Raw genomic sequence first — 22599 nt, forward strand, 5'->3', positions numbered from 1 at the left:
AACAAAAAATGACAAAAAAAATAAAAAAAAGAACCTGATGCAATTGATAAAGTTGTGGATTATTTTTTAGAAAATATTAATAATCCACAAGATTTATTTAAAGGCAATACTATTTTTCAGGAATTTATCAAAAAATTAACTGAAAGAATGTTAAATGCAGAAATTAAAGATCATCTTGAAACTGATGAGAATCATAATAAAAGAAATGGCAACACACCAAAAACCATTATTACTAAAAATGGTTCAATTGCAATTGATGTATCAAGAGATCAAAATAGTACTTTTGAACCAGTAATTATTCCAAAAAGACAAAGAAAATTTGATAACTTTGATCAAAAAGTAATTTCTTTATATGCAAGAGGAATGACAATTTCTGATATCAAAGCACAATTACAAGAATTCTATCACGGAACAGAAATTTCAGAAAGTTTAATTAATCAAATAACTGATGATGTTATTGAAGAAGTTAGAGTGTGACAAACTAAACCTTTAGAGAAGATTTATCTGATTGTTTATTTTGATTGTATTGTTGTTGTTAAAGTAGAACAAGATAAACGAATAATAAACAAAGCAGTATATCTTGCCTTAGGAATTAATTTAAATGGTTTAAAAGATATTTTAGGAATGTGAATTAGCGAGAATGAGGGAACCAAATTTTGACTGAATATAAAATAATCCTTTTACGGAAATGAAAAATCGTGGCTTACAAGATATTCTTGTTGCTTATAGTGATAATTTAACAGGAATGTCTGATGCAATAGAAGCTGTTTTTCCAAAAACACAGCACCAATTATGCATTGTTCATCAAATTAGTAATAGTTTAAAATTTGTTCCTTACAAAGATCGCAAACTTGTAGCTAATGATTTAAAATCAATTTATACAGCAATTAATGAAGAAATATCGTTGGTTGCTTTATTTCATTTTTCAGAAAAATGAAATAAAAAGTATCCACAAATTACTAAATCATGAAAAAATAACTGAAATAATTTAATAATTTTTCTTGAATATCCTCAAGAATTTAGGAGAATTATTTATACAACTAATACAATAGAGTCTGTTAATAGTCAACTAAGAAGAGTAATTAAGAATAAAAAGATTTTTCCTAATGAAGCATCATTTTTTAAAATATTTTATTTAGCATTTCAAAATATGGTTAAGAAATGAACGATGCCAATTCAAAATTGGGGTAGTGCAATTTCACATTTAATGATAAAATTTGAGGACAAAGTGAATTTAAGTTAATTACTTAGAGACACAGTTAATTGTGCAGTCCCAATTATTATATTATGATTATATATTTTTGCCCCATATCCTAATTGCTGTTTTATTAAATGTGTGATACATCACTTTCAATGCTACAGCCGATATTTCATTCTAAATTTTGATGATGAATACCTTGCTTATTATTACTGAAATAATTACTCGCCTTTCTTAAAATTGTTTTAATATCTTTATTTAATTCATTTTTAACAACATTACGAATATTTTTGATTAATTCTTGATGATTTCCATCTTTATATAATTTAATTCAAATATTTAATGTTACTTTGCGATTTTCAAAAATAATATTAAATGCGGTTTGTTTTAATTTTTTAATAGCGTGATAACCGTCTAAAATATATCTAACATTACCAAAACTATTGGCAATTTCTCTAATTCAAGCATCACCATCACCACAAATAATTATTTTGTCATAATTAATATTTACATAATGTTTTTGCAATTCTTTAATTAATAAATCAAGATAATCCATCGTATTTATTCGTTTACCAACTTTTAACATTAGAAAATGATCTCGTTTTATTTTCTAACAATCTACGAGCATGTTTGTAATTTTTTTCTTTATATCCGGTATGAAAAGTAACTAAACGAATTATTTGGTCTTTTTTAACTTTATGATCTAATGTCGCTAAAAATTTCTCATCTAGTTGAATATATAAATCCTTATTTTGAAAGTCCACATAAATATGATTTGACTTATTGTAACCTATCCATATTTTTTTGTTAATTTAATTAAAAATGGAAATAAATTACTTATTTATTTCCATAAATATTTTTATAATTAAATTTTTTCATATATATTGCCTATAATATGGAAGTAACTACATTCATTCTTACTCTTACTTGACCTTCTCCTTCTCTTTCTAGTGAGAAAAATACTTCCCCATTAAATGTTATATTATCATTTTTTTATCTATAGTAATTTCATCTGGCAATAAGCTATATTTTTGTAATATTTGCATCGCTTCTTTAATTGATAATGTAACTATTTGTTCTTTATTTTTATCATCAATTATTTTGGCACTAATTGTTCCATTAATTTTTTGTTTTAAATTTAACGTAATTTCAGATTTAACTATTCTTACAAAATAATTAATTTGTAATTTTTCATTGGGGTTAAGTTCAAATTTATCAGCTGGTTCCTTAAAAGTATTTAAAACCATTTCTTGTTCTTGTTTGTTTAAATTTGAAAAATCAAACTCATTTGAAAAATTATGTGTTATTTTATCTTTAATATTCATATTTACAAAATCTGTTAATTTATTTTCATCATCAATAGATAAAGTTCAACTATTTTTTATATTTTTTTCTTGATTTTTAATTATTCCTTTTTTAATTTGAAATATTTCTTTTGATTTTGAATTATATCTACAAGCAAGCACATTAAATGATTTTACATTTAAAGTTTTATTAATAAATTATCTATCAGAACATACATTTTCAGGAAAATTAGATCATATTAATGAATTTCCTTTTCTTGTAACTTCAACATTTGAAAAAACTAAATTATTAGTATCAATATTTTTTATTTCTTTAAATATTAAATTTGGCTTTTCATCTTGAAATTTAAAAAATGATGTTTTTTTAATTAATTCATTTAAATTAATAATTTTATTTTGTTAATTATCAATTAAATAATAGACTTGGCAGGACGCATAAAGTTTTCTTAGGTAGGTAAAGATTTGAATAAGTATTAAGACAGTCAGCAATGATTGTCTTTTTATTTTATAAGATGTTAAAAATTTGTTCTCTGAAAATTAAATACAAGCGAGTTAATAATGTTGGTATGTATTAAAGCGCGATAAATTGTGGGTGGTTGCTATAACCAAAAGAAGTTTTACCAGTTAATAGACAACATCCTATTAGCTATAGCAATTTGTTTCATTTTGCAATAAAAAAATGAATGGGTGGATTTCCTAAAAATATACATGCTATTAAATTAGTTCCAAGGGTAGATGGTAGGATGCGGATGCTAAAGTGTAGAAATTTCTATATAAGGGGGTATGCTAAGTTTAAAATTATTAAAATATTTATTTATCTAATTAAAAAACAAAATTTACTAACAAAGCTTATTAAACACTTAAATCTGCGATATATAAGTGTTTAAAAAACTAAGTTAACTAACAACTTAGTTAATATAACTTAGTTTATTCATAAGAAAGGTAATTTATTATGAAAAACATTGAAAACATTTTCTTAAATACTAAAAAATATCTTTTAAAAGAAACACAAAACGCAATGCTTATTAAAGCCCCAAAAATTCCGTGATTTAATGAACAAATCGGTATTTGGTTTGCAAAGCGATTTGTTTATAAAGGAAAATACGAAAATTCAATTTGCATTGAAATAATAAAAGACAGTAAATATCAAGTAATTTCGATTAATCAAAAAGAAAAAGAAACCAAATTAATTAAAGGACAAGAATTATTAGGTTTTTTCATTGCCGAAAAAGAAAACAACAAAAAAGATATAAATTATAACTATTTTAAAGGAGTTTAAAAATGAATATTGCGATTGGATTAATATTTATTATCATTTGCATAATGCTATTGGCATATTTTGCTTATAAAATTTGTGCCAAAATAAAAATGCGAATTAAATATAAAAATGCCATTAAAAATAATACTGGTAATTTTACAAAAGACGAAAAAGTATTTATTGCTCGCTTTGAAAAATGAGTTAAAGCTCCCAATTCAAAAGAAAATAGCGCGGATAAAAAATAATGTTTTGAAAAATTATTATGGAATTCTTAGAACTGTTTGTTTCGATAGAAAAAATGCCTGCACAAGTTGCGTTTATTGCCGGATTAATTATTATCATTACTTTTCTTTTCGCCTTAATTTCAATTATGTATTTACCAATAAAAATGATTTTTGGGAGATAGAAAGTGACAATAAACTTAAAAGAATTTAATTGAGAACAAATTAAACAAACTTTCTGAGATTTATTTATTCAAATTACAACTATTCCGGCTCATATTAGTGGTGGTAAAGAAATTGATTTAACTCAAGAAACACTTTGACTTTTAATAGCAAACATTGCTTTTTGATTCTTAACAACGATTATGGTGTGATTTATTCTAATGCTACTTTGAAAAACCATATCAGTATTTAGATAGGGAAAAAATTAATGTCAAGAAGTTACATTGTGATGCATTCACAAAGAAATTCAAAATTAATTAGGAAAAAATATAATCGTGTTAAGGTTAATCGTGGTTTTAACAAATTTAAGAAAAACTTTGAATATAAATGATGAATGCTTTAAATAAGAAAGGGGGGGGTGATTATATGATTGGAACTTTCTTGGCCAATGCCGCCCACCACCACCAGCAACAGTAGAAAAAATAACAGCTAGTGAGTGTGAGTGATGCGATGCCTAAATTGTGAAATGCAATTATAACGGCGTTTACTAAAATGTGAGAAATTATTGCTGTTAATATGCCACAAGTCGGTAACTTCTTTGCTGACTACTGAATATTCATTTTTCCATTTATTTTGGCAATATTCTTTATTTGTTTTAAAATATTTGAAAAACTACTTGGCGCAGTCCGCTAACAAAAAAAGTGAGGTGCAAGATAAAATTTTGCAAATGAATAATAGAAAAAAATAACCATTTTATTGAATTGAATCGCACCTCATTTCTAATTTTATGACATTGCGGAGCAATTTGATATATTCACAACGGTCATTTTAAAAACATTGTAAGCTATTTATTTTTAGCAGGTTGTATTTTAATTTTTCTTTTTAAAATCGATAATTTAACACAAATTAACAAAGTTATTAATTTCTTAAAAAATTCACCGTTAAATATTGTGATTGGTTCATTAGGAACTGGAAAAACCGCCCTTCTAGTATACGCATTAAAATTACTAAAAAAGAAGAAATATCACATCGCATCAACCTTTCCATTACTAGAAACCCAAAAATTAAGTTTAGGCCATATGGGATTATTAGACTTTGATTATCCGGTATTGCCAGACAAAACCTTACTGTTATGAGATGAAACCAATTTATTTTTAGAAGGAACGGATTGAGAAAAAAATAATGCCAAAAACGAAGAAATCGGTATCCAAGAATATTTCGCTCTGGCACGCCATTTCGGTCATATTGTGCTCGCTAGTGGTGGTGGTCAAAGAGATAAACATATTTGATTTAAAGTTCATGATATTGCCAATAATGTGATTGTGGCAATTCGTAAAAAACCCGTTAATATTTTTCGTCCCTACTTAAAAGTTGTCTATGGTACTGTTACGAACATTGAAGAATATGAACGCTGACGAAACACCTTAATTGATGCTAAAAATAGTAAAAAGGTTCGCCACATTAAATATCGTGATATTACTGAACTTGATATTTATTTTTTTAAACTAAAAATTCCTCTACCAATACTTAACACTTACAATTCTTTTTACCTAGCGTTTTTAAGAGATTACTTAAATTCAAAAATTAATCCTGACTATGAAGATAAATATTATACTGACACGGCAATTGATTTAGAAGACTTGGAATACTTAAAAATGGATAAATTTAGCAAATTTTTAAGAAAAATGAAAGAAAAGGAACAATAAAAAATGGAAAATCTTGCAAAAATGGCCGACTTTCTTGCCCAAATGCTTTATAAAGTTTTTGATTTAATTTGAAGTTTAGAAGTGCCGGGAACAAAAATTCAACTAATATTTCCTTTGTTCTTAACGCTGGCTGTAGAATTTCTTATGGCAATTATTCTTGGATTTGGTAGTCAACAAGTTAATTTAGAAAAACAACGCCAATATGCGGTTAAAAATAAAGGTCGATTAAGTGCGTGAGGAAAAACTAAAAAACAAATAAAAACAAAACAAGGTAACTAACAATGTTTAAACTAATTATTATTTTTATCTTAATAACTGTTCTTGGACTATTGGCTGGTAATCATTTTGAAACTTTAACGAACTATATTAGCGAAGGTCTTACTAATTTCCAAAAATTTATTACTAGCAATTTAACAATTTTAGAACTATTTAAACCAATGGCTCGGACATTTCCGCAACACCCAATTTTTATCCATTCTTGGTGTTACTTGTGTACTTATTGCCTTATTTATTGTAATTAAAGGTAGGTCAAAAAATGGAAAAATGAACTAAAAAACAAGAATTAGAAACAGAGAATGACAAATTAAAAATTGTTAATGTCATATTAGAAAATAGTGTTAATACTCTTAAATACATAATAATGGAAAAAAATAAAGAAATTTTAGAACTAGAAAAGTGAAATACTATTCATATTAATCAAAAATCAGACTTGATAATTGAAAACCAAAAATTAAAAATTTTTAAACACGAAAGGAGAATAAAAATGAAAAAACTTTTAGCAAAATTATTTAAAAAAGATAATTCAAAAGAAAAAATGCCATTAAAATTAAGAATTAAAAATTCTTTTAAAAAGCAGTGGTTAAAAATAGCATTAAGTATCATTTTCATCTTTATAAGTTTATTAATTTGTGCATTAACAGTAATCGATACTAAATGAATAACCGGAACAAGTGATGAGTTTAATAATTTTATGAATAAAGAAATGGTTGATTTCTTTGGCAAGTTCAATAGTGGTATTATGCTGGTGGGAATATTTGTTTTTTAATGAAGCGGAGCAATATACTTTGCAATTAAATTTGAAAAATTAATCCGCTTTATTATTCAAAAAATTAAAATAAAAAGAGCCTTGAAAAATGAAATCAAACAAACTCATTAATTCTTTAAAAAAATATTGATGGAGAATTTTGCCTTACATTTTTATGATTATTATCTTTTTCATTCCATTTTTAAAATTGGAAATTAATGATTTGAAATTATTATATGAAAAATTTGAAGCATTAATTTCACTTATGATACTAGGGTATTTAGATATATGCATTACAATAGCTATAATTATAAATTGTGGTATTGAGTGATTTATCAAAAAATCAAAACTAAAAAAACAATGAAAAATAAAATATTTTAAAAAGGAGTGATAAAAATGTTTATGAAAATATTTACCGTGTTAATTATTAGTTTTAATAACATTTTTACTATTCCCCAAAATATTAAAAACGACAAGATAACAACACAACTAGTTAGAAATAAAAGAGAAAATAATAAAATTTATGATTTTGAAATGAGAAACTTAGAAAAAGTAAGATTTTATTTTTCAATAACTTTAAATAATATTGTACAAGTTAACATACTTAAAGGAAATAATGTAAATATAAATGCAGAATTACCATCAGAATTAAAAAATGTAAGAAATTTTACTTTCGAATTTACAGAAAAACTTGAAAATAATCAAAGTACACAAAAAGAAATTAAACAACTAATAAATACACGCGGACAAGAAAAAACCAACTTTCCTAATAATCATTTATTTAAACTTTGAATAATTAATAAAAAAATAAGAATTAAAGCACAAGGTACAAACTTAAATGATTTCAAAGATGAAAAAAACAATTCAATAAATTATGTATTAGAACATACAAGTAATTTTGAAATTGAAATTAAAAAAGATAGTACTGATATTAAATTATCAACAGCAACTATTAACTTTGACGGTAATCATAAATATAACGATGTTATCGATAATCTTGACTATTTAATGATTCATCGTGGCAATTTTGATAAATTTAATTACTCTTATCTCTATTGAACGCCAATATTTAATTTCGTTGACACCCTAGAAAAAGGTTATTACAAAGAATTTACGATTAAAAATCATGGCTTTAAAAGCGAAAGCCATTTTTATCACAAAACTTCAACTATTTTACCAAATTCAGAAATAATTGACCCGACAAATGCAACCAAAATTGAAGTTATAAAAAAAATTAAAAAAAAGAATTAATGAAAAAATTAATAATCTTACTGGCGTAAATAATGCAATTGAAGGCATCGACTATAACACAGAAATTAAAGATAATGACAACAATTACTTAAATGATAGTGCTACTTTTGATTTAACAACAGATAATGTTGCTGACAGAACATTTACCGTTAAATTCACCGCAACTGAAACAAGTACACAATTGCAAGGAACAAATACGATTAAAATGGTCATTTTGAAACAAGAAGATACCAACGATAATGTCCTTAAAATTAAGGCATTTAACAAAACCCTAATTGCCGAAAACAATTATTTACAATTATTACACGGTGAAAATGAAATATGAAAATATGACACCAAAAGGGCTAACGATTATTACCTAATTAAGTATCTTTTTGAAACCTTAAATTACCTCAATGTTAAATTTAGTTTTCTACGATATGACTCCGATTTACGAAATGATATTTACCTATATTTTAAAAACAACATTTCTAGTATTAACAATAACGATTACAAAAATGTTTTTAACGAAATCTACGAAATCCTTGGCAACTTCTTTGCTAGTTTATTTTACGCTACTTTTGATATGGACGAAAAAACTCATACCGAGGTTGATTTTAAGGGAGTAGATAATTACAACAAAGATTACTTTATTCAAATCGGTTTCTTTTATCGCTCATTAATCACCTTTTATCTCAAAAAATACTTAGTAAATATTATAGGGAAATCAGAATTATTACTAAGAAGTTATTTTTTTACTTTTGATAAAAAAACGCACCAGGAAAATTTTAATGCTATTAAAAATAATAACAGTATCTATAAAATTGAATTTAATGTGCTTAAATCTTATGATAACAAACTCATTACCTTACCAACTAACAAGACTGCTAATAGTGTGTTAATTATCTTAACACCGACATCGATATTCGCTATGGTATTAATATTTTTACCTTAACTTTTCCTTTGTACCATAAAAAAATGTCGCTAATTACAATTTTAAAATCTATGACTTTAATGTCCTTAATTCCACGGCCTTTATTCCTGATGGCTCAAAAAACAGTGAATGAGACGACTTAATTCCGCCAGCAAATTGCAAATATTCCGGACGGTGAATACCCGCATTTAGCGATGTTGGTTATGCCATTCAGAATGCTGGTATTAAAATGATTAACTGAATATTGACGGCATCACAAATCATTACCATTTTACGACCATTAGCAATTGTTGCAAAAGCAACAGTTAATTTTTCAACTGCTATTTTTCCGGTTTTTAAAACGGTACCTCGGTACCTGCCTTTTACTATACCTTTCGGTTTTTAATTGGTTTTGCCATTTTTCTAATGATATTAAGGATTTTCGTGTAGTTATATATATATATTGAAAAAATAAAGCAATAAAGGAATTAAAATAATGAAAATTTTAAATACAATAGCTCTTTCGACATTAACAATATTACCAATATTCAGCTGTTCTAAAAAAACAAATGAATCAGTAGAACAAAAAAATAAATATAACGAAAACAAAGTTTATGATTTTGAAATTAAAGACTTAGAAAAAGTAAGATTTTATTTTTCAATAACTTCAAATAATATTGTACAAGTTAACATTCTTAAAGGAAATAATGTAAATATAAATGCGGAATTACCATCAGAATTAAAAAATGTAAGAAATTTTACTTTCGAATTTACAGAAAAACTTGAAAATAATCAAAGTACACAAAAAGAAATTAAACAACTAATAAATACACACGGACAAGAAAAAACCAACTTTCCTAATAATTATTTATTTAAACTTTGAATAATTAATAAAAAAATAAGAATTAAAACACAAGGTACAAACTTAAATGATTTCAAAGATGAAAAAAACAATTCAATAAATTATGTATTAGAACATACAAACAATTTTGAAATTGAAATTGAAAATCCTTAATAACTAAATTCAAACACTGTTAAAATTACTACTCCCAAGAAAGGCAATTTTCTATAATGATAAGACCCTTAAACAACTAAACAACTTTTCATTTTAATTTTTCCTTTCTATTTTGTCGGAATAAAAACCAGTAATTTTAATTACTGGTTGGAATATTTTTCTTATTTTTACAAGTTGTTAACAGACCAATTATTTGTAATAAATTTAATATTTTTTATTAAATTGGACGAAAATTAAAAATTGGTTTGGGATCGCTTTCACTTGTTCTTGATATTATTGCTTTTCCATTAAAAGAAATGCTATTATCTTTGTTAATAGTAATTTCGTTGGGCAATAAACTATATTTTTGTAATATTTGCATTGTCTCTTTAATTGGTAATGTAATTGTTTGCCCTTCGTTATTATCATCAATTATTTTAGCAGTAATCGTTCCATTAATTTTTTGTTTTAAATTTAAATTAGTTTTAATAACAAGTAGTCTGACTACATATTCGGCTGTAAGGCGTTGTTTTCTTCCCACAGATAATTCTTGTTCTGGTGAATGTAACAAATCGCGATTTAAAATTAATTCTTGTTCTTGTTTATTTATGTTAGACAAATCAAAATCCCGTGATAATGTATTTTTAATTTCAGAAGCTTTTTTATTTCAACTTGTAAAATCAGTTAATATCATTTCGTCATCAATATTTAAATTTCATCCATTAACTATATTTTTTGAGTTATTTATGTTTAATCCTGTTGTAATTTGAAATAAATATTTTGCCTTAGTTTCATAACTACATGATGGTATTTTAATTTTTTGTATATTTGAAGAGATATTAGGAAAATTAACTGGTTCAAAACAAACACTTTTTTCGTCAAATGATTTTAACGAATCTGAAGTGCTGGTTATTTCAATCTCAGAAAACATTAAGTTATCAATATTAATATCTTTTATTTCCTTAAATTTTAAATTAGGGTTTTCATCACGAAATTTAAAAAATAATGCTTTTTTAATTAATTCATTTAAATTAATAATTTTATTTTGTTGATTATCAATTGAATAATGTATTTTTATATTATTATCATTATTTAAATTATCTTTTATTTTTAATATAGCTGAATTATTTGTTTTATTAATAATTTCTAGTTGTGCTATATCTAAATCGGGATTTAAATAATTTAATTCATTTAAAATTGCATTATCAGAATTATTATTAATTTGTCTTAAATTATAGTAATTACTATATTCATAAACATTACCATCTCCTGAACCAATATATAATTTATTGTTGAAAATCACACCAGGAGATCAAATTCCTTCTTCTGTTTTTATGACAGTTTTTTGTTGGCCTGTTGCTGGATCATATTCATACACATTATTAATCATGTGAACCAAAATATATTTTATTGTTGAAAACCACGCCAGAAGAATGAACTCAGTTATTTTTATTTGCTTTAATAACAATTTTTTGTTGTCCTGTAGCAGTGTAGCGGGATCATACTCATAAACGTTGCTATCTCCTGAACCAAAATATAATTTATTGTTGAAAACCACACCCGAAGAAAAAACATACCCTCCTGTTTTAATAATAATTTTTGTTCTATTTATTTTATTATTTTCATTATTGCTTCGTTTTTGTCTTTTATAATTTATGTTTTCTAATTTAATTTGTTGTTCTTGCGTTGGATAAGGAAGGACTATTAGCAACAATTCCTGCTATTCCACTACTTGCTATTGTTATTGTTCCTAAAATTTCTAGTAATTTTTTCATTTATTAAATCCTTTTTGTTAATTTTTGCTAATTTAATAAATTTTTGTAGTAATTATCGCCTCCACTTAAAATTATAAATTTTAAATTAATAAGAATTTAATTATAAACCATAAAATAAAATTTTTATCATTTTTTAGAATATTGAACACTAATTCTAGAAAAAATTATCATTAAAACAAAAAAATAATCAAACTAAATTAAACTTTATTAAAATTAATACCAAGAAAGGCAATTTTTTATGTTAGAAATTAAAAATAATTTAAAAACCATAGAAAACAAGTATTGATTCAGTTTATTTACAACCCATAAAAATATGTACACCAATAAATGTGAACAACTAGCTAATGAATATGAAAAATTAGATGAATACTTATATAAATATCATTATCGGTTAAAATAAGGTTATAAAGTAGTTCATTTTGCTTAAAGAACAATTATTACAATTTTTGGTGATGTTACTTTTAAACGACGCCGATATAAATATTGAAATCAAAAATCAGGTAAATTTGAATATGTATGTTTGTTAGATAAAGAAATTGGTTTATTGCCCAAACAACGCATTTATTTTGATGTCCAATTTAAAGTTTTAAGTCTTTTGGGTGATGGTAAACGCTATCGTGATGTTTTAGATGCTCTAAATCATTGTTATATTTCAAAAGGTAGTATTTCAAATATTTTAAATAAATATGATATTGTCGAATATTTTCAACTAGCAGAAAAAGAAACTAAAACTAGAATTGATGTCAAAAATAAGGATTTATATATTCAACTAGATGAGAAATTTTTAGCGACATTAGATCATAAAGTTAAAAAAGACCAAATAATTCGTTTAGTTACTTTTCATACCGGATATAAAGAAAAAAATTACAAAAATGCTCGTAGAGAATTAGAAAACAAACGAGGTCATTTTCTAATGTTAAAAGTTGGTAAACGAATAAATACAATGGATTATCGTGATTTATTAATTAAAGAATTACAAAAACATTATGTAAATATTAATTATGACAGGATAATTGTTTGTGGTGATGGTGATGCTTGAATTAGAGAAATTGCCAATAGTTTTGGTAATTTTAGATATATTTTAGATGGTTATCATACTATTAAAAAATTAAAACAAACTACATTTAATATTATTTTTGAAAGTCGCAAAGTAACACTAAATAGTTGAATTAAATTATATAAGGATGGAAATTCCATCAAGAATTAATCAAAAACATTCGTAATATTGCTAAAAATGAATTAAATAAAGATATTGAAACAAATTTAAGAAAGACGAGTAATTATTTCAAAAACAATAAGCATGGTATTCATCATCAAAATTTAGAATGAAATATCGGTTGTAACATTGAAGGTGATGTATCACATTTGGTAAAACAACAATTAGGATATGGAGCAAAAATATATAATCATAAGAATTTAAATAACCTATTACATTATATTAATGAAAATATTAATTCAGAAATAGAAATCAGAAAAGAAATATATAAAAATTCATTATGAAATAAATATAATAATAAAAATGATGATAGTTGAATCAGCAAAGGCAACATTGTATATGCAAATAAATATATTCATTTAAGTAAGTAAAAATATTAGTTAAAATTTAATAAAATTAATAATTTTTTATTGTGTAAAAATTCAATAATATGATAAAATGAAAAAGAATAAAAATGGCAATAACAAGAAAGATATGGTTAGTTTAGTAATTAAATAATATAATTAGCTGATTGTTTTACTTTTTCAAAGCAATACCTAAGAAAACTAAACGAGGCCATTTCTCTAAAATTATTATGCAACAAAATAACAAAAGAATAAACTATAAAATATTATGTAGCATCTTGGATTTTATCAATAACATATGCTACTCTTTTTAATGTTTCATAAATTGTCGTAATAATTAAATATAAAATTCGAACTAAGTAAATTCATTTAATTAGTTTAGCTTCATTGGCAGTTAACAACAATTGAGCAAACTTATATACGGGTTGCATCGCTCAAATATAAAAATATATTGGAATACTAATTGATAAAATAAAACTAATACTAGCAACAATACCAATAACAATTATTGCTTGATGAGGATTAGCATTACCAAATAATGCTTGTTTATTAAGAATTAATAAAGCTAAATTAATAACAAGAAATGTTGTTACCACTAATGCTAAATTAACAATTAAAGATCATCCAAAACTAAGAAATAACTTTCTTCCTTGCGAAGTAGAATATGCTACCTCTCCAGCTTTAGCTAAAGTATATAAACTACTACGATGATAAGTTCAAGGTAACATTTTAACTATTAAATGATGTGGTTTTTGTTTTTTGTAATGAAAAGGCGTTAATTGAAAAAAATGACTTTTAATTTCATAACTAGTAGTCTTTTGAACTTTTTTCCCAACAAAACCAAACTTTTTTAAATAAGCATCAACAAATTCTTTTCCTGTTAAATTAGCACTGTTAGTATTTCTAATAATTGACGAATATATTCAAGTAGCTAATCAAGTTATTAATAAAACCCCAGCTAAAATACCAAAAACTATCAATGCTATCAATAGTCCTATTGGAATATTACTAGCGATATTTATTTCTAAAAATAATGTTTTTAATTGCATATTATTCTCCTTTAATAGAATTATAACAATATTTTATCATACATTGCAACAACAAAAAATAATCTCAATTAAATATAGGTCGCGTTTAGTTTTCTTAGGTATTGCTTTGAAGAAGTAAAACAATCAGCTAATTTTATATGAGTCTGTTCAAAATTCTGTGTCTCGATAATTCATCCTGAATTATACTTAAAAGAAAGAGAACAGAAAATGATAAAAAAGCAAAAACTTCCTCTGATACAATTGATAAAGTTGCTGATTATTTTTTAGAAAATATTAATAATCCACAAGATTTATTTAAAGGCAATACTATTTTTCAGGAATTTATCAAAAAATTAACTGAAAGAATGTTAAATGCAGAAATTAAAGATCATCTTGAAACTGATGAGAATCATAATAAAAGAAATGGCAACACACCAAAAACCATTATTACTAAAAATGGTTCAATCGTAATTGATGTACCACGAGATCGAAATAGTACTTTTAAACCAGTAATTATTTCAAAAAGACAAAGAAAATTTGATAACTTTGATCAAAAAGTAATTTCTTTATATGCAAGAGGAATGACAATTTCTGATATCAAAGCACAATTACAAGAATTCTATCACGGAACAGAAATTTCAGAAAGTTTAATTAATCAAATAACTGATGATGTTATTGAAGAAGTTAGAGTGTGACAAACTAAACCTTTAGAGAAGATTTATCCGATTGTTTATTTTGATTGTATTGTTGTTGTTAAAGTAGAACAAGATAAACGAATAATAAACAAAGCAGTATATCTTGCCTTAGGAATTAATTTAAATGGTTTAAAAGATATTTTAGGAATGTGAATTAGCGAGAATGAGGGAACCAAATTTTGACTAAATATAAAATCCTTTTACGGAAATGAAAAATCGCGGCTTACAAGATATTCTTGTTGCTTATAGTGATAATTTAACAGGAATGTCTGATGCAATAGAAGCTGTTTTTCCAAAAACACAGCACCAATTATGCATTGTTCATCAAATTAGTAATAGTTTAAAATTTGTTCCTTACAAAGATCGCAAACTTGTAGCTAATGATTTAAAATCAATTTATACAGCAATTAATGAAGAAATATCGTTGGTTGCTTTATTTCATTTTTCTGAAAAATGAAATAAAAAGTATCCACAAATTACTAAATCATGAAAAAATAACTGAAATAATTTAATAATTTTTCTTGAATATCCTCAAGAATTTAGGAGAATTATTTATACAACTAATACAATAGAGTCTGTTAATAGTCAACTAAGAATAAAAAGATTTTTCCTAATGACGCATCAGTTTTTAAAATATTTTATTTAGCATTTCAAAATATGGTTAAGAAATGAACGATACCAATTCAAAATTGGGGTAGTTAGTGCAATTTCACATTTAATGATAAAATTTGAGAACAGAGTGAATTTAAGTTAATTACTTAGAGACACAGTTAATTGGACAGCCTCTTTTTATATTTAATTTTAATTTTTATTTTGACATAAATTTTATAAGTAAAATATGCCAATAGCATGATGCTGATAATAATAAATATTAGTCCAATCGCAATATTCATTTTTAAACTCCTTTAAAATAGTTATAATTTATATCTTTTTTGTTGTTTTCTTTTTCGGCAATGAAGAAGATTAATAATTCTTGCCCCTTAATTAATTTTGTTTCATTTTGTTTTTGATTAATTGAAATTATTTGATATTTACTATCTTTTATTATTCCGATGCAAATAGAATTTTCATATTTTCCTTTATAAACAAATCGTTTTGGAAACCAAATGCCGATTTGTTCATTAAATCACGGAATTTTTGGGGCTTTAATAAGCATTGCGTTTTGCGTTTCTTTTAAGAGATATTTTTTAGTACTTAAGAAAATGTTTTCAATGTTTTTCATAATAAATTACCCTTCTTATAGATAAACTAAGTTATATTTAACTAAGTTAGTTAACTTAGTTTTTTAAACACTTATATATCGCAGATTTAAGTGTTTAACAAGTTTTGTTAGTAAATTTTGTTTTTTTATTAGATAAAGATTTTAATAATTTTAAACTTAGTATCTCCCTATATAGAAATTTTTACACTTTAATATCCGCATCCCGCTCTTGGAATTAATTTAATAGCGTGTATATTTTTAGGAAATCCACCCATCCACCCCATTCATTTTTTTATTGCAAAACGAAACAAATTGCTATAGCTAATAGGATGTTATCTATTAACTGGTAAAACTTCTTTTGGTTATGGCAACCACCCACAATTTATCGTGCTTTAATACATACCAACATTATTAATTCACTTGTATTTAATTTTCAAAGAACAAATTAAATTTTAACGTCTTATAAAATGAAAAGAAAATCATTGCTGACTGTCTTAATGCTTATTCAAATATTTTTCCTACCTAACAAAACTTTATGCGCCCAATTAAATATGAGATTATTAATTTGATTTGTAATTTAAACTAACTCAATATAAACCATTGGTGCATTATCGCCTCTACGGTCGTCAGTTTTTAAAAGCCTCGTATAACCACCAGATCTTTTATTATATCGTTTAGCAATATCAGTAAATAGTTTTTGTAAAACCGTTTCTGTTTCATTAACATCAATATTTCGTAAAATACTTGATGCTTGTCTTCTGGCATGTAAATCTTGTCTTTTTGCTAAAGTAATTAATTTATCAATTGTTTTTCTTAATTCTTTAGCTCGTTTCTCAGTTACGAGCAATCTTTCATGAACAATTAATTCTGTTGCTAAATTACGCATTAATCCTTGTCTTCAACTAGTATTTTTACCGCGTTTTTGAATAAATGACATATTTTGTTCCTCCCTTTATTCTCGTTTAAAAGTTAGCCCTAATGCTAATAATTTGTCTTTAATTTCAATAAAGGATTTTCTTCCTAAATTTTTCGTTGCTAAAATATCATTTTCTGTTCTATTAGTTAAATCCCCAATAGTAAAAATTTCTGCTCGTCTTAAACAATTATATGAGCGAACTGTTAAGTCTAATTCTTCAATTGTTTTTTCTAATTCATCTGTTTCTTGTTTTTCAGAAATAGAAATAATTTCTAATGATTGTGCTTGTTCACTTAAACTAACAAAATGTTCTAAATGAGCAATTAAAATCTTCGCAGCAATTGCAATTGCTTCTACTGGAGTAACCGAACCATCGGTTGTTAATTCTAAAAATAATTGTTCTAAATCAGCGCTTTTTCCAACTTTAGTTGGTTCAACGCTATATTTAACATTAACAATTGGTGAATAATTAGAATCCATAGAAATAATACCAATATTAGTAATTAATCGTTTATTATCATCAAATGATTTATAACCACGAGAATTTTGAGCATACATTGTCATTTCTAATTTACCACCTTTAGCAACAGTAGCAATTAAATAATCACCATTTAATACTTCAACTCCTATCGGGCAAATAATCATTGATGCTAATACTTCACCAGCTAAAGCATCTACTTTTAATAAGACACTTTCTTCTTCTTTAAAGACAGCACTATCAATTTTTAAAATAATACCTTTTAAATTTAAAATAATTTGAGCAACATTTTCAACAACTCCTTTAATTGTTGAAAACTCATGACTAGCCCCTTTGATATTAACACCATAAATTGAAGCTCCTGGTGTTGCCGCTAATAAAGTTCTTCGTAAAGCGTTACCAATAGTATTACCAAATCCTCTTTCTAATGGTTCTACTATAAAGCAACCGAAATTCTTACTAGTATTTTCAGTTTGTAATTTAAAATTTGGTCTAACAAATTGTTTCATTTATTAACCTCTTGGCCTTTTAGGGGGGCGACACCCGTTATGAGGAATTGGTGTTACATCTTTAATACTTATAATTTCCAGACCAGCCGCTTGTAAGCTTCTAACAGCGGCGTCTCTTCCTGGGCCAGGTCCTTTACACTGAACTTCAATCGTTCTCATTCCATGTTCCATTGATGCCTTAGCAACTTGTTCTGCTACCATTTGCGCAGCATAAGGAGTTGATTTCTTTGTTCCTTTAAAACCAATTGCACCAGCCGCACATCAAGCAATAACATTTCCTAATTCATCAGTCATTGTTATAATTGTATTGTTAAATGTTGCATGAACATGAGTAATTCCTTTTAAAATATTCTTTTTTTGTTTTTTCTTTGCAACTTTTTTTACTTTTGCCATCGTGTTACCCCCACTTCTTACTATTTTTTCTTATTAGCAACTATTTTTCTCGGTCCTTTTGCTGTTCTTGCATTTTGTTTAGTAGATTGACCATTAACTGGTAAACCTTTACGATGGCGAATACCACGATAAGAACCAATTTCCATTAATCGTTTAATATTTAATTGGGTTTCGCGTCGTAACTCACCTTCAACTTTATAATCTTTCAATATTTCTGCTCTAATATTTGTTAATTGTTCTTCTGTTAATTGTTTAACACGAATATTTTCATCAATACTACATTGTTTTAAAATCTTTTGAGCACTGGATAAACCAACCCCATAAACATATGTTAAAGCAACAACAGCTCTTTTATCATCAGGGATTTCTATTCCTGCAATTCTTGCCATATTTAACCTCCTGTTTTTAACCTTGTCTTTGTTTGTGCTTTGGGGTTTTACAAATTACTCGCACACATTTTTTTCTATTAATTATTTGACATTTATCACAAATCTTTTTAATTGATGATCTTACTTTCATTTAATTTGTCTCCTTTTACTATTTTTATTTTTTTACTTATTACGATAAATAATTCGCCCACGTTTTAAATCATACGGAGAAAGTTCAATAATTACTTTATCACCTGGTAAAATTCTAATGAAATTCATGCGAATTTTACCAGAAACGTGAGCTAAAATAACTGCATTGTTTTCTAACTTTACCTTAAACTCAGTATTAGGTAAACATTCAATAACAATCCCTTCCACTTCAATGATATTTTTAGTTTCTTTTTCTTTGGCAGTCATTTAATTACCTTCTTCTATTGAGTGTGTGTTGGCAGTTAAAACTTCATATCCATTTTCGGTTACTAGAATTGTATGTTCAAAATGAGCTGAATATGTATCATCAAGGGACACAACTGTTCAATTATCATTTAAAACTTTAGTTTGATCAGTACCAATTTGTACCATTGGTTCAATACAAATTGTCATTCCTGTCACTAGTTTTAAACCATAGTCATATTTACCATAATTAGGAATATGCGGGTCTTCATGTAATTGTTTACCAATCCCGTGACCCGTATAATTTTTTGGCAAATGATACCCTTGTTTTTCAACAAATTGTTGAATTGTTGCTCCAATACTACCAATTCTAACACCCGGAGCAATAATTGTCATTGCCTTATTTAAGGCTTCTTCCGTTACAGTAATTAACTTTTGATACTCTGCTTTAATTTGACCGACGCCAACAGTAATTGCGGCATCCGCAAAGAATCCATCAATAACAGCGCCAGCATCAATTGATACTAAATCACCTGTCTTAATAATTTGATTATTAGCAATCCCATGAATTAATTCATTGTTAATGGAAACACAAATATGATTAGGAAAACCATAATAACCTTTAAAAGCTGTTTTAGCATTATTTTCTTTTAACACTCTTGCTGCTATTGTATCAAGGTCGCGTTTTTTTATTCCGGGAATAATTGCCTTTTTAACTTCAGCTAATATTTTAGCAACTACTTTTCCCGCATCACGCATTGTTTTAATTTCTAACTCATTTTTAACAGTAACCATTTATTTTACACACTATCTAAAATACTTTTAATACCATTAAATACTAATTTACTTGATTGATTAGCATCAACAACATGTAATAAGGATTCTTCTTGATAATATTCTACTAATGGTAAAGTCTCATTCAAATAAGTTTGAATTCTAATTTTAGCTTTTTCCTTCGTATCATCATCCCGCTGAATTAATGATGCACCATCATCACATTGCATCTCAATTTTAGGTTTATTAATTAATTTGTTATATGTTCGATTACAAGTTGGACAAACTAAGCGATTGGTAATCCGATCAATTAAATGTTCTAAATCAGCCTCTAAATAAATAACAAAATCAATTTGTTGTTCTTTTTTTTCTAAAATCTCTTGCAACGCATGAGCTTGTTTAAGCGTTCTTGGAAAACCATCAAGAATAAAGTCTTCAGTTAAATTATCAATGGTTTCTTGTACAAGATTAATTACTTGTTCATCTGGTACTAATTTTCCTGCATCTAAATATTCTTTAGCTTTTAATCCTGATGGTGAATTATTTCTTATCGCTTGGCGAATAATATCTCCTGTTGACAAATGTATCAAACGGTATGCATCACATAACTTTTGTGACTGGGTTCCCTTACCACTTCCGGGTGCTCCTAAAAAGATTAAATTCATTTTAAATACCACTCTCTTTTATCATATATTTTTACTTTGATTTTTATCCCTTTTAAATTGAATATAAGATTGTTGGGTCAGGTGCCCTTGAACCTGACGAATAACTTCAATCGCAACACCAACCATAATAATAACTCCTGTACCTCCAATTGCTAACATTGGCGGTAAATTTGTTAATTTAGAAATTAATGTTGGTAATATGGCAACAAAAGCTAAAAAGATACTCCCTACACTACTTAAGCAATTTAAAGTTGATTTAATATATTTCTCCGTTTCTTTTCCTGGTTGAATTCCAGGAATAAATGTGCCATTTTTTTGAAAATTCTCTGCCATTTGTTCAGGATTAATTTGTACTTGTGAATATAAGAAAGTAAAGAGAATAATTAAAATCGCAAAAATGCTCATTCCTGATCATGAATCTAATGCTAAATAAGCCTCTGTAAAATTAGTAAACCCTGTTCCTTCGGGATTATTAGCTTTAACAATTTGAGCAATTGTTAAAGGTGCTGTTATAATTGCTGAAGCAAAAATCACAGGAATCACGCCAGCTGAATTGATTTTTAACGGCAAATACGGTGCTTTTTCATTTTTTAAAGCTAACCCGCCCCCCGTCTGCTGAATCGGGATTCTTCTTTCTGATTCAGCAAAGAATACAACCATTAAAATTACTAAAAGAAATCCAACCATATAAAGTAAAAACTTTAAAAAACCACTAAAAACCACTATTGCTTCGCTTTGACTACCAACTCAAAATTGAAAAGTTTTAGCAATATTAAATGGTAAACTAGAAGCAATTCCAGCAAAAATAACTAAAGAAACGCCATTACCAATCCCGCGAATCGTAATTTGATCAGCTAGTCAAAGAATTAAGAATGTCCCTCCTAAAAGCAGTGTTGGTACCAAAATATAATAAAACACTGCTGATGTGGCAATATTTCCAGCCTCTGCTTCTTGCCATTTAAGACTAATAATTTTTTGTTGTGCTAAGGTCATAATTGTTGCAAAACCTTGCATAATTCCAAATGGCAGTGTTAATCATTTAGTTAATGAATTTAATTTTCGTTTCCCTTTTTCTCCTGATTTGGCTCAACGAGACAATGCCGGAACTAAATCAGTAGATAATAATTGGATAATAATAGAAGCAGTAATATATGGTGATAACCCTAAAGCGAAAAGTGAAAATCGATCAATAGAACCGCCACCTAACATTGCAATTAAATTAAAAAATTCTCTTGAATCCTTATTAGATTCATTAAGATTTTTATTTACATTAACACCCGGAACAGTAATTAATGCTCCTAAACGAATAATAAATAAAATCAATAATGTAAAAGCTAATTTTAATAAAATATCTTTATTATTACGATAAAATTTTTTAATGGTTGTTATCACTATTAAATCACCTCGGTTTTACCATTAGCTTTTTCAATAGCATCTTTAGCAACTTTTGAAAACTTGTGGGCTTTAACAACTAATGCTTTACTAATTTTACCATTAGCAAGAATTTTTACTAATGATTTTTCACTATTAATTAATTTTTTGCTTTTTAAAACTTGTGGTGTAATTTCAGTTACATTCAATTGTTCTAAAGCACTTAAGTTAACAATTTCATATCGTCTCTTTGTAAAATTGGTAAAACCGATTTTAGGAATTCTACGAAATAAAGGGGTTTGTCCACCTTCAAATCCAGGACGAACACCACCATTACTTCTAGCATTTTGACCTTTATGACCTTTACCAGAGGTTTTTCCATGCCCTGAAGATGTTCCTCTTCCGAGGCGTTTTTTATATTTACGAGATTTTTCAGTATATTTAAGTTCATGTAATTTCATAA

Annotated in this window: 33 protein-coding genes and 2 pseudogenes; 18 read left to right on the top strand and 17 right to left on the bottom strand. The window is 26.2% G+C overall.

Features of this window, described 5'->3' with window-relative positions:
• Positions 1-54 precede the first annotated feature (54 nt).
• Positions 55-1243, top strand: a pseudogene (locus AACK93_RS08165) (IS256 family transposase).
• 85 nt (positions 1244-1328) lie between these two features.
• On the opposite strand, the gene AACK93_RS05045 reads toward AACK93_RS08165, so the two are convergent.
• The 3 genes from AACK93_RS05045 to AACK93_RS05055 all read right to left on the bottom strand — a co-directional run bounded on the left by AACK93_RS05045 (position 1329) and on the right by AACK93_RS05055 (position 2664).
• Positions 1329-1784, bottom strand: coding sequence for a UPF0236 family transposase-like protein (locus AACK93_RS05045; protein WP_339023990.1), 456 nt, complete (start codon positions 1782-1784; stop codon positions 1329-1331).
• Complete coding sequence (locus tag AACK93_RS05050; protein WP_339023991.1) at positions 1768-1962, bottom strand: hypothetical protein; 195 nt, start codon at positions 1960-1962, stop codon at positions 1768-1770. Before AACK93_RS05050 ends, AACK93_RS05045 begins: the two co-directional genes overlap by 17 nt.
• A gap of 213 nt (positions 1963-2175) precedes the next feature.
• On the bottom strand, positions 2176-2664 hold the full coding sequence (locus AACK93_RS05055; RefSeq protein ID WP_339023992.1) for a hypothetical protein: 489 nt from the start codon (positions 2662-2664) through the stop codon (positions 2176-2178).
• 790 nt (positions 2665-3454) lie between these two features.
• Between AACK93_RS05055 and AACK93_RS05060 the strand changes: the two genes are divergently transcribed.
• The 13 genes from AACK93_RS05060 to AACK93_RS05120 all read left to right on the top strand — a co-directional run bounded on the left by AACK93_RS05060 (position 3455) and on the right by AACK93_RS05120 (position 10031).
• Positions 3455-3781, top strand: coding sequence for a hypothetical protein (locus AACK93_RS05060; protein WP_339023993.1), 327 nt, complete (start codon positions 3455-3457; stop codon positions 3779-3781).
• Positions 3782-3783: 2 nt separating this feature from the next.
• On the top strand, positions 3784-4005 hold the full coding sequence (locus AACK93_RS05065) for a hypothetical protein (protein WP_339023994.1): 222 nt from the start codon (positions 3784-3786) through the stop codon (positions 4003-4005).
• The gene (locus AACK93_RS05070; protein WP_339023995.1) at positions 4005-4166 is read left to right on the top strand and encodes a hypothetical protein; all 162 of its coding nucleotides are present in this window, start codon (positions 4005-4007) and stop codon (positions 4164-4166) included. Before AACK93_RS05065 ends, AACK93_RS05070 begins: the two co-directional genes overlap by 1 nt.
• Before the next feature lie 3 nt (positions 4167-4169).
• The gene (locus AACK93_RS05075) at positions 4170-4400 is read left to right on the top strand and encodes a hypothetical protein (protein ID WP_339023996.1); all 231 of its coding nucleotides are present in this window, start codon (positions 4170-4172) and stop codon (positions 4398-4400) included.
• A 262-nt stretch (positions 4401-4662) separates the two neighbouring features.
• On the top strand, positions 4663-4836 hold the full coding sequence (locus tag AACK93_RS05080) for a hypothetical protein (RefSeq protein ID WP_339023997.1): 174 nt from the start codon (positions 4663-4665) through the stop codon (positions 4834-4836).
• 8 nt (positions 4837-4844) lie between these two features.
• Complete coding sequence (locus AACK93_RS05085) at positions 4845-5849, top strand: hypothetical protein (RefSeq protein WP_339023998.1); 1005 nt, start codon at positions 4845-4847, stop codon at positions 5847-5849.
• 3 nt (positions 5850-5852) lie between these two features.
• Positions 5853-6128 (top strand): hypothetical protein, encoded by a 276-nt coding sequence (locus AACK93_RS05090; protein WP_339023999.1) that lies wholly within the window; start codon positions 5853-5855, stop codon positions 6126-6128.
• A 2-nt stretch (positions 6129-6130) separates the two neighbouring features.
• Entirely contained in the window at positions 6131-6370 is a 240-nt protein-coding gene (locus AACK93_RS05095) for a hypothetical protein (protein ID WP_339024000.1), read from the top strand.
• A 14-nt stretch (positions 6371-6384) separates the two neighbouring features.
• The gene (locus tag AACK93_RS05100) at positions 6385-6894 is read left to right on the top strand and encodes a hypothetical protein (RefSeq protein ID WP_339024001.1); all 510 of its coding nucleotides are present in this window, start codon (positions 6385-6387) and stop codon (positions 6892-6894) included.
• A gap of 375 nt (positions 6895-7269) precedes the next feature.
• On the top strand, positions 7270-8124 hold the full coding sequence (locus AACK93_RS05105) for a hypothetical protein (protein WP_339024002.1): 855 nt from the start codon (positions 7270-7272) through the stop codon (positions 8122-8124).
• A gap of 181 nt (positions 8125-8305) precedes the next feature.
• The gene (locus tag AACK93_RS05110) at positions 8306-9058 is read left to right on the top strand and encodes a hypothetical protein (protein WP_339024003.1); all 753 of its coding nucleotides are present in this window, start codon (positions 8306-8308) and stop codon (positions 9056-9058) included.
• 208 nt (positions 9059-9266) lie between these two features.
• Positions 9267-9422 carry a hypothetical protein gene (locus AACK93_RS05115; RefSeq protein WP_339024004.1) on the top strand — a complete coding sequence of 52 codons (156 nt, stop codon included), beginning with the start codon at positions 9267-9269 and terminating at the stop codon, positions 9420-9422.
• A 90-nt stretch (positions 9423-9512) separates the two neighbouring features.
• On the top strand, positions 9513-10031 hold the full coding sequence (locus AACK93_RS05120) for a hypothetical protein (RefSeq protein WP_339024005.1): 519 nt from the start codon (positions 9513-9515) through the stop codon (positions 10029-10031).
• 217 nt (positions 10032-10248) lie between these two features.
• Here AACK93_RS05120 and AACK93_RS05125 read toward each other — a convergent pair whose 3' ends face one another.
• Positions 10249-11721 (bottom strand): PQQ-binding-like beta-propeller repeat protein, encoded by a 1473-nt coding sequence (locus tag AACK93_RS05125; RefSeq protein ID WP_339024006.1) that lies wholly within the window; start codon positions 11719-11721, stop codon positions 10249-10251.
• A gap of 302 nt (positions 11722-12023) precedes the next feature.
• On the opposite strand from AACK93_RS05125, the gene AACK93_RS05130 reads away from it, so the two are divergent.
• The 3 genes from AACK93_RS05130 to AACK93_RS05140 all read left to right on the top strand — a co-directional run bounded on the left by AACK93_RS05130 (position 12024) and on the right by AACK93_RS05140 (position 13372).
• Positions 12024-12185: a hypothetical protein gene (locus AACK93_RS05130; RefSeq protein WP_339024007.1), complete on the top strand. Its 162-nt coding sequence runs from the start codon at positions 12024-12026 to the stop codon at positions 12183-12185.
• A gap of 36 nt (positions 12186-12221) precedes the next feature.
• Positions 12222-12992: an Mbov_0401 family ICE element transposase-like protein gene (locus tag AACK93_RS05135; RefSeq protein ID WP_339025456.1), complete on the top strand. Its 771-nt coding sequence runs from the start codon at positions 12222-12224 to the stop codon at positions 12990-12992.
• A 158-nt stretch (positions 12993-13150) separates the two neighbouring features.
• A complete protein-coding gene (locus AACK93_RS05140; protein ID WP_339024008.1) occupies positions 13151-13372 on the top strand; it encodes a hypothetical protein in 222 nt (73 codons plus the stop codon).
• Positions 13373-13611: 239 nt separating this feature from the next.
• On the opposite strand, the gene AACK93_RS05145 is transcribed toward AACK93_RS05140, so the two are convergent.
• Positions 13612-14394: a hypothetical protein gene (locus AACK93_RS05145; RefSeq protein ID WP_339024009.1), complete on the bottom strand. Its 783-nt coding sequence runs from the start codon at positions 14392-14394 to the stop codon at positions 13612-13614.
• 182 nt (positions 14395-14576) lie between these two features.
• Between AACK93_RS05145 and AACK93_RS05150 the strand changes: the two are divergent.
• Positions 14577-15822: pseudogene (locus AACK93_RS05150) on the top strand (IS256 family transposase).
• A gap of 16 nt (positions 15823-15838) precedes the next feature.
• On the opposite strand, the gene AACK93_RS05155 reads toward AACK93_RS05150, so the two are convergent.
• From AACK93_RS05155 to rplO, 12 genes are all read right to left on the bottom strand, one after another.
• A complete protein-coding gene (locus tag AACK93_RS05155) occupies positions 15839-15961 on the bottom strand; it encodes a hypothetical protein (protein ID WP_339024010.1) in 123 nt (40 codons plus the stop codon).
• 2 nt (positions 15962-15963) lie between these two features.
• The gene (locus AACK93_RS05160) at positions 15964-16290 is read right to left on the bottom strand and encodes a hypothetical protein (RefSeq protein ID WP_339024011.1); all 327 of its coding nucleotides are present in this window, start codon (positions 16288-16290) and stop codon (positions 15964-15966) included.
• Positions 16291-16846: 556 nt separating this feature from the next.
• Positions 16847-17206, bottom strand: coding sequence for a 50S ribosomal protein L17 (gene rplQ, locus AACK93_RS05165; RefSeq protein WP_339024012.1), 360 nt, complete (start codon positions 17204-17206; stop codon positions 16847-16849).
• A 15-nt stretch (positions 17207-17221) separates the two neighbouring features.
• Positions 17222-18172, bottom strand: coding sequence for a DNA-directed RNA polymerase subunit alpha (locus tag AACK93_RS05170; RefSeq protein WP_339024013.1), 951 nt, complete (start codon positions 18170-18172; stop codon positions 17222-17224).
• Between the two features lie 3 nt (positions 18173-18175).
• Entirely contained in the window at positions 18176-18565 is a 390-nt protein-coding gene (rpsK, locus tag AACK93_RS05175) for a 30S ribosomal protein S11 (protein WP_339024014.1), read from the bottom strand.
• A 20-nt stretch (positions 18566-18585) separates the two neighbouring features.
• Positions 18586-18954, bottom strand: coding sequence for a 30S ribosomal protein S13 (gene rpsM / locus AACK93_RS05180; RefSeq protein ID WP_339024015.1), 369 nt, complete (start codon positions 18952-18954; stop codon positions 18586-18588).
• A 16-nt stretch (positions 18955-18970) separates the two neighbouring features.
• The gene (gene rpmJ / locus AACK93_RS05185; RefSeq protein ID WP_339024016.1) at positions 18971-19084 is read right to left on the bottom strand and encodes a 50S ribosomal protein L36; all 114 of its coding nucleotides are present in this window, start codon (positions 19082-19084) and stop codon (positions 18971-18973) included.
• A gap of 32 nt (positions 19085-19116) precedes the next feature.
• Positions 19117-19350 (bottom strand): translation initiation factor IF-1, encoded by a 234-nt coding sequence (infA, locus tag AACK93_RS05190; RefSeq protein WP_339024017.1) that lies wholly within the window; start codon positions 19348-19350, stop codon positions 19117-19119.
• Entirely contained in the window at positions 19351-20121 is a 771-nt protein-coding gene (map, locus tag AACK93_RS05195) for a type I methionyl aminopeptidase (protein WP_339024018.1), read from the bottom strand.
• Between the two features lie 5 nt (positions 20122-20126).
• On the bottom strand, positions 20127-20765 hold the full coding sequence (locus AACK93_RS05200; RefSeq protein ID WP_339024019.1) for an adenylate kinase: 639 nt from the start codon (positions 20763-20765) through the stop codon (positions 20127-20129).
• 18 nt (positions 20766-20783) lie between these two features.
• On the bottom strand, positions 20784-22157 hold the full coding sequence (secY, locus tag AACK93_RS05205) for a preprotein translocase subunit SecY (protein ID WP_339024020.1): 1374 nt from the start codon (positions 22155-22157) through the stop codon (positions 20784-20786).
• A 2-nt stretch (positions 22158-22159) separates the two neighbouring features.
• Positions 22160-22597, bottom strand: a complete 438-nt coding sequence (rplO, locus tag AACK93_RS05210) for a 50S ribosomal protein L15 (protein ID WP_339024021.1) — start codon at positions 22595-22597, stop codon at positions 22160-22162.
• Positions 22598-22599: the final 2 nt, after the last annotated feature.

The organism is Spiroplasma endosymbiont of Agriotes lineatus (genome assembly GCF_964019485.1).
Lineage (GTDB): Bacteria > Bacillota_I > Bacilli_A > Mycoplasmatales > Nriv7 > Nriv7.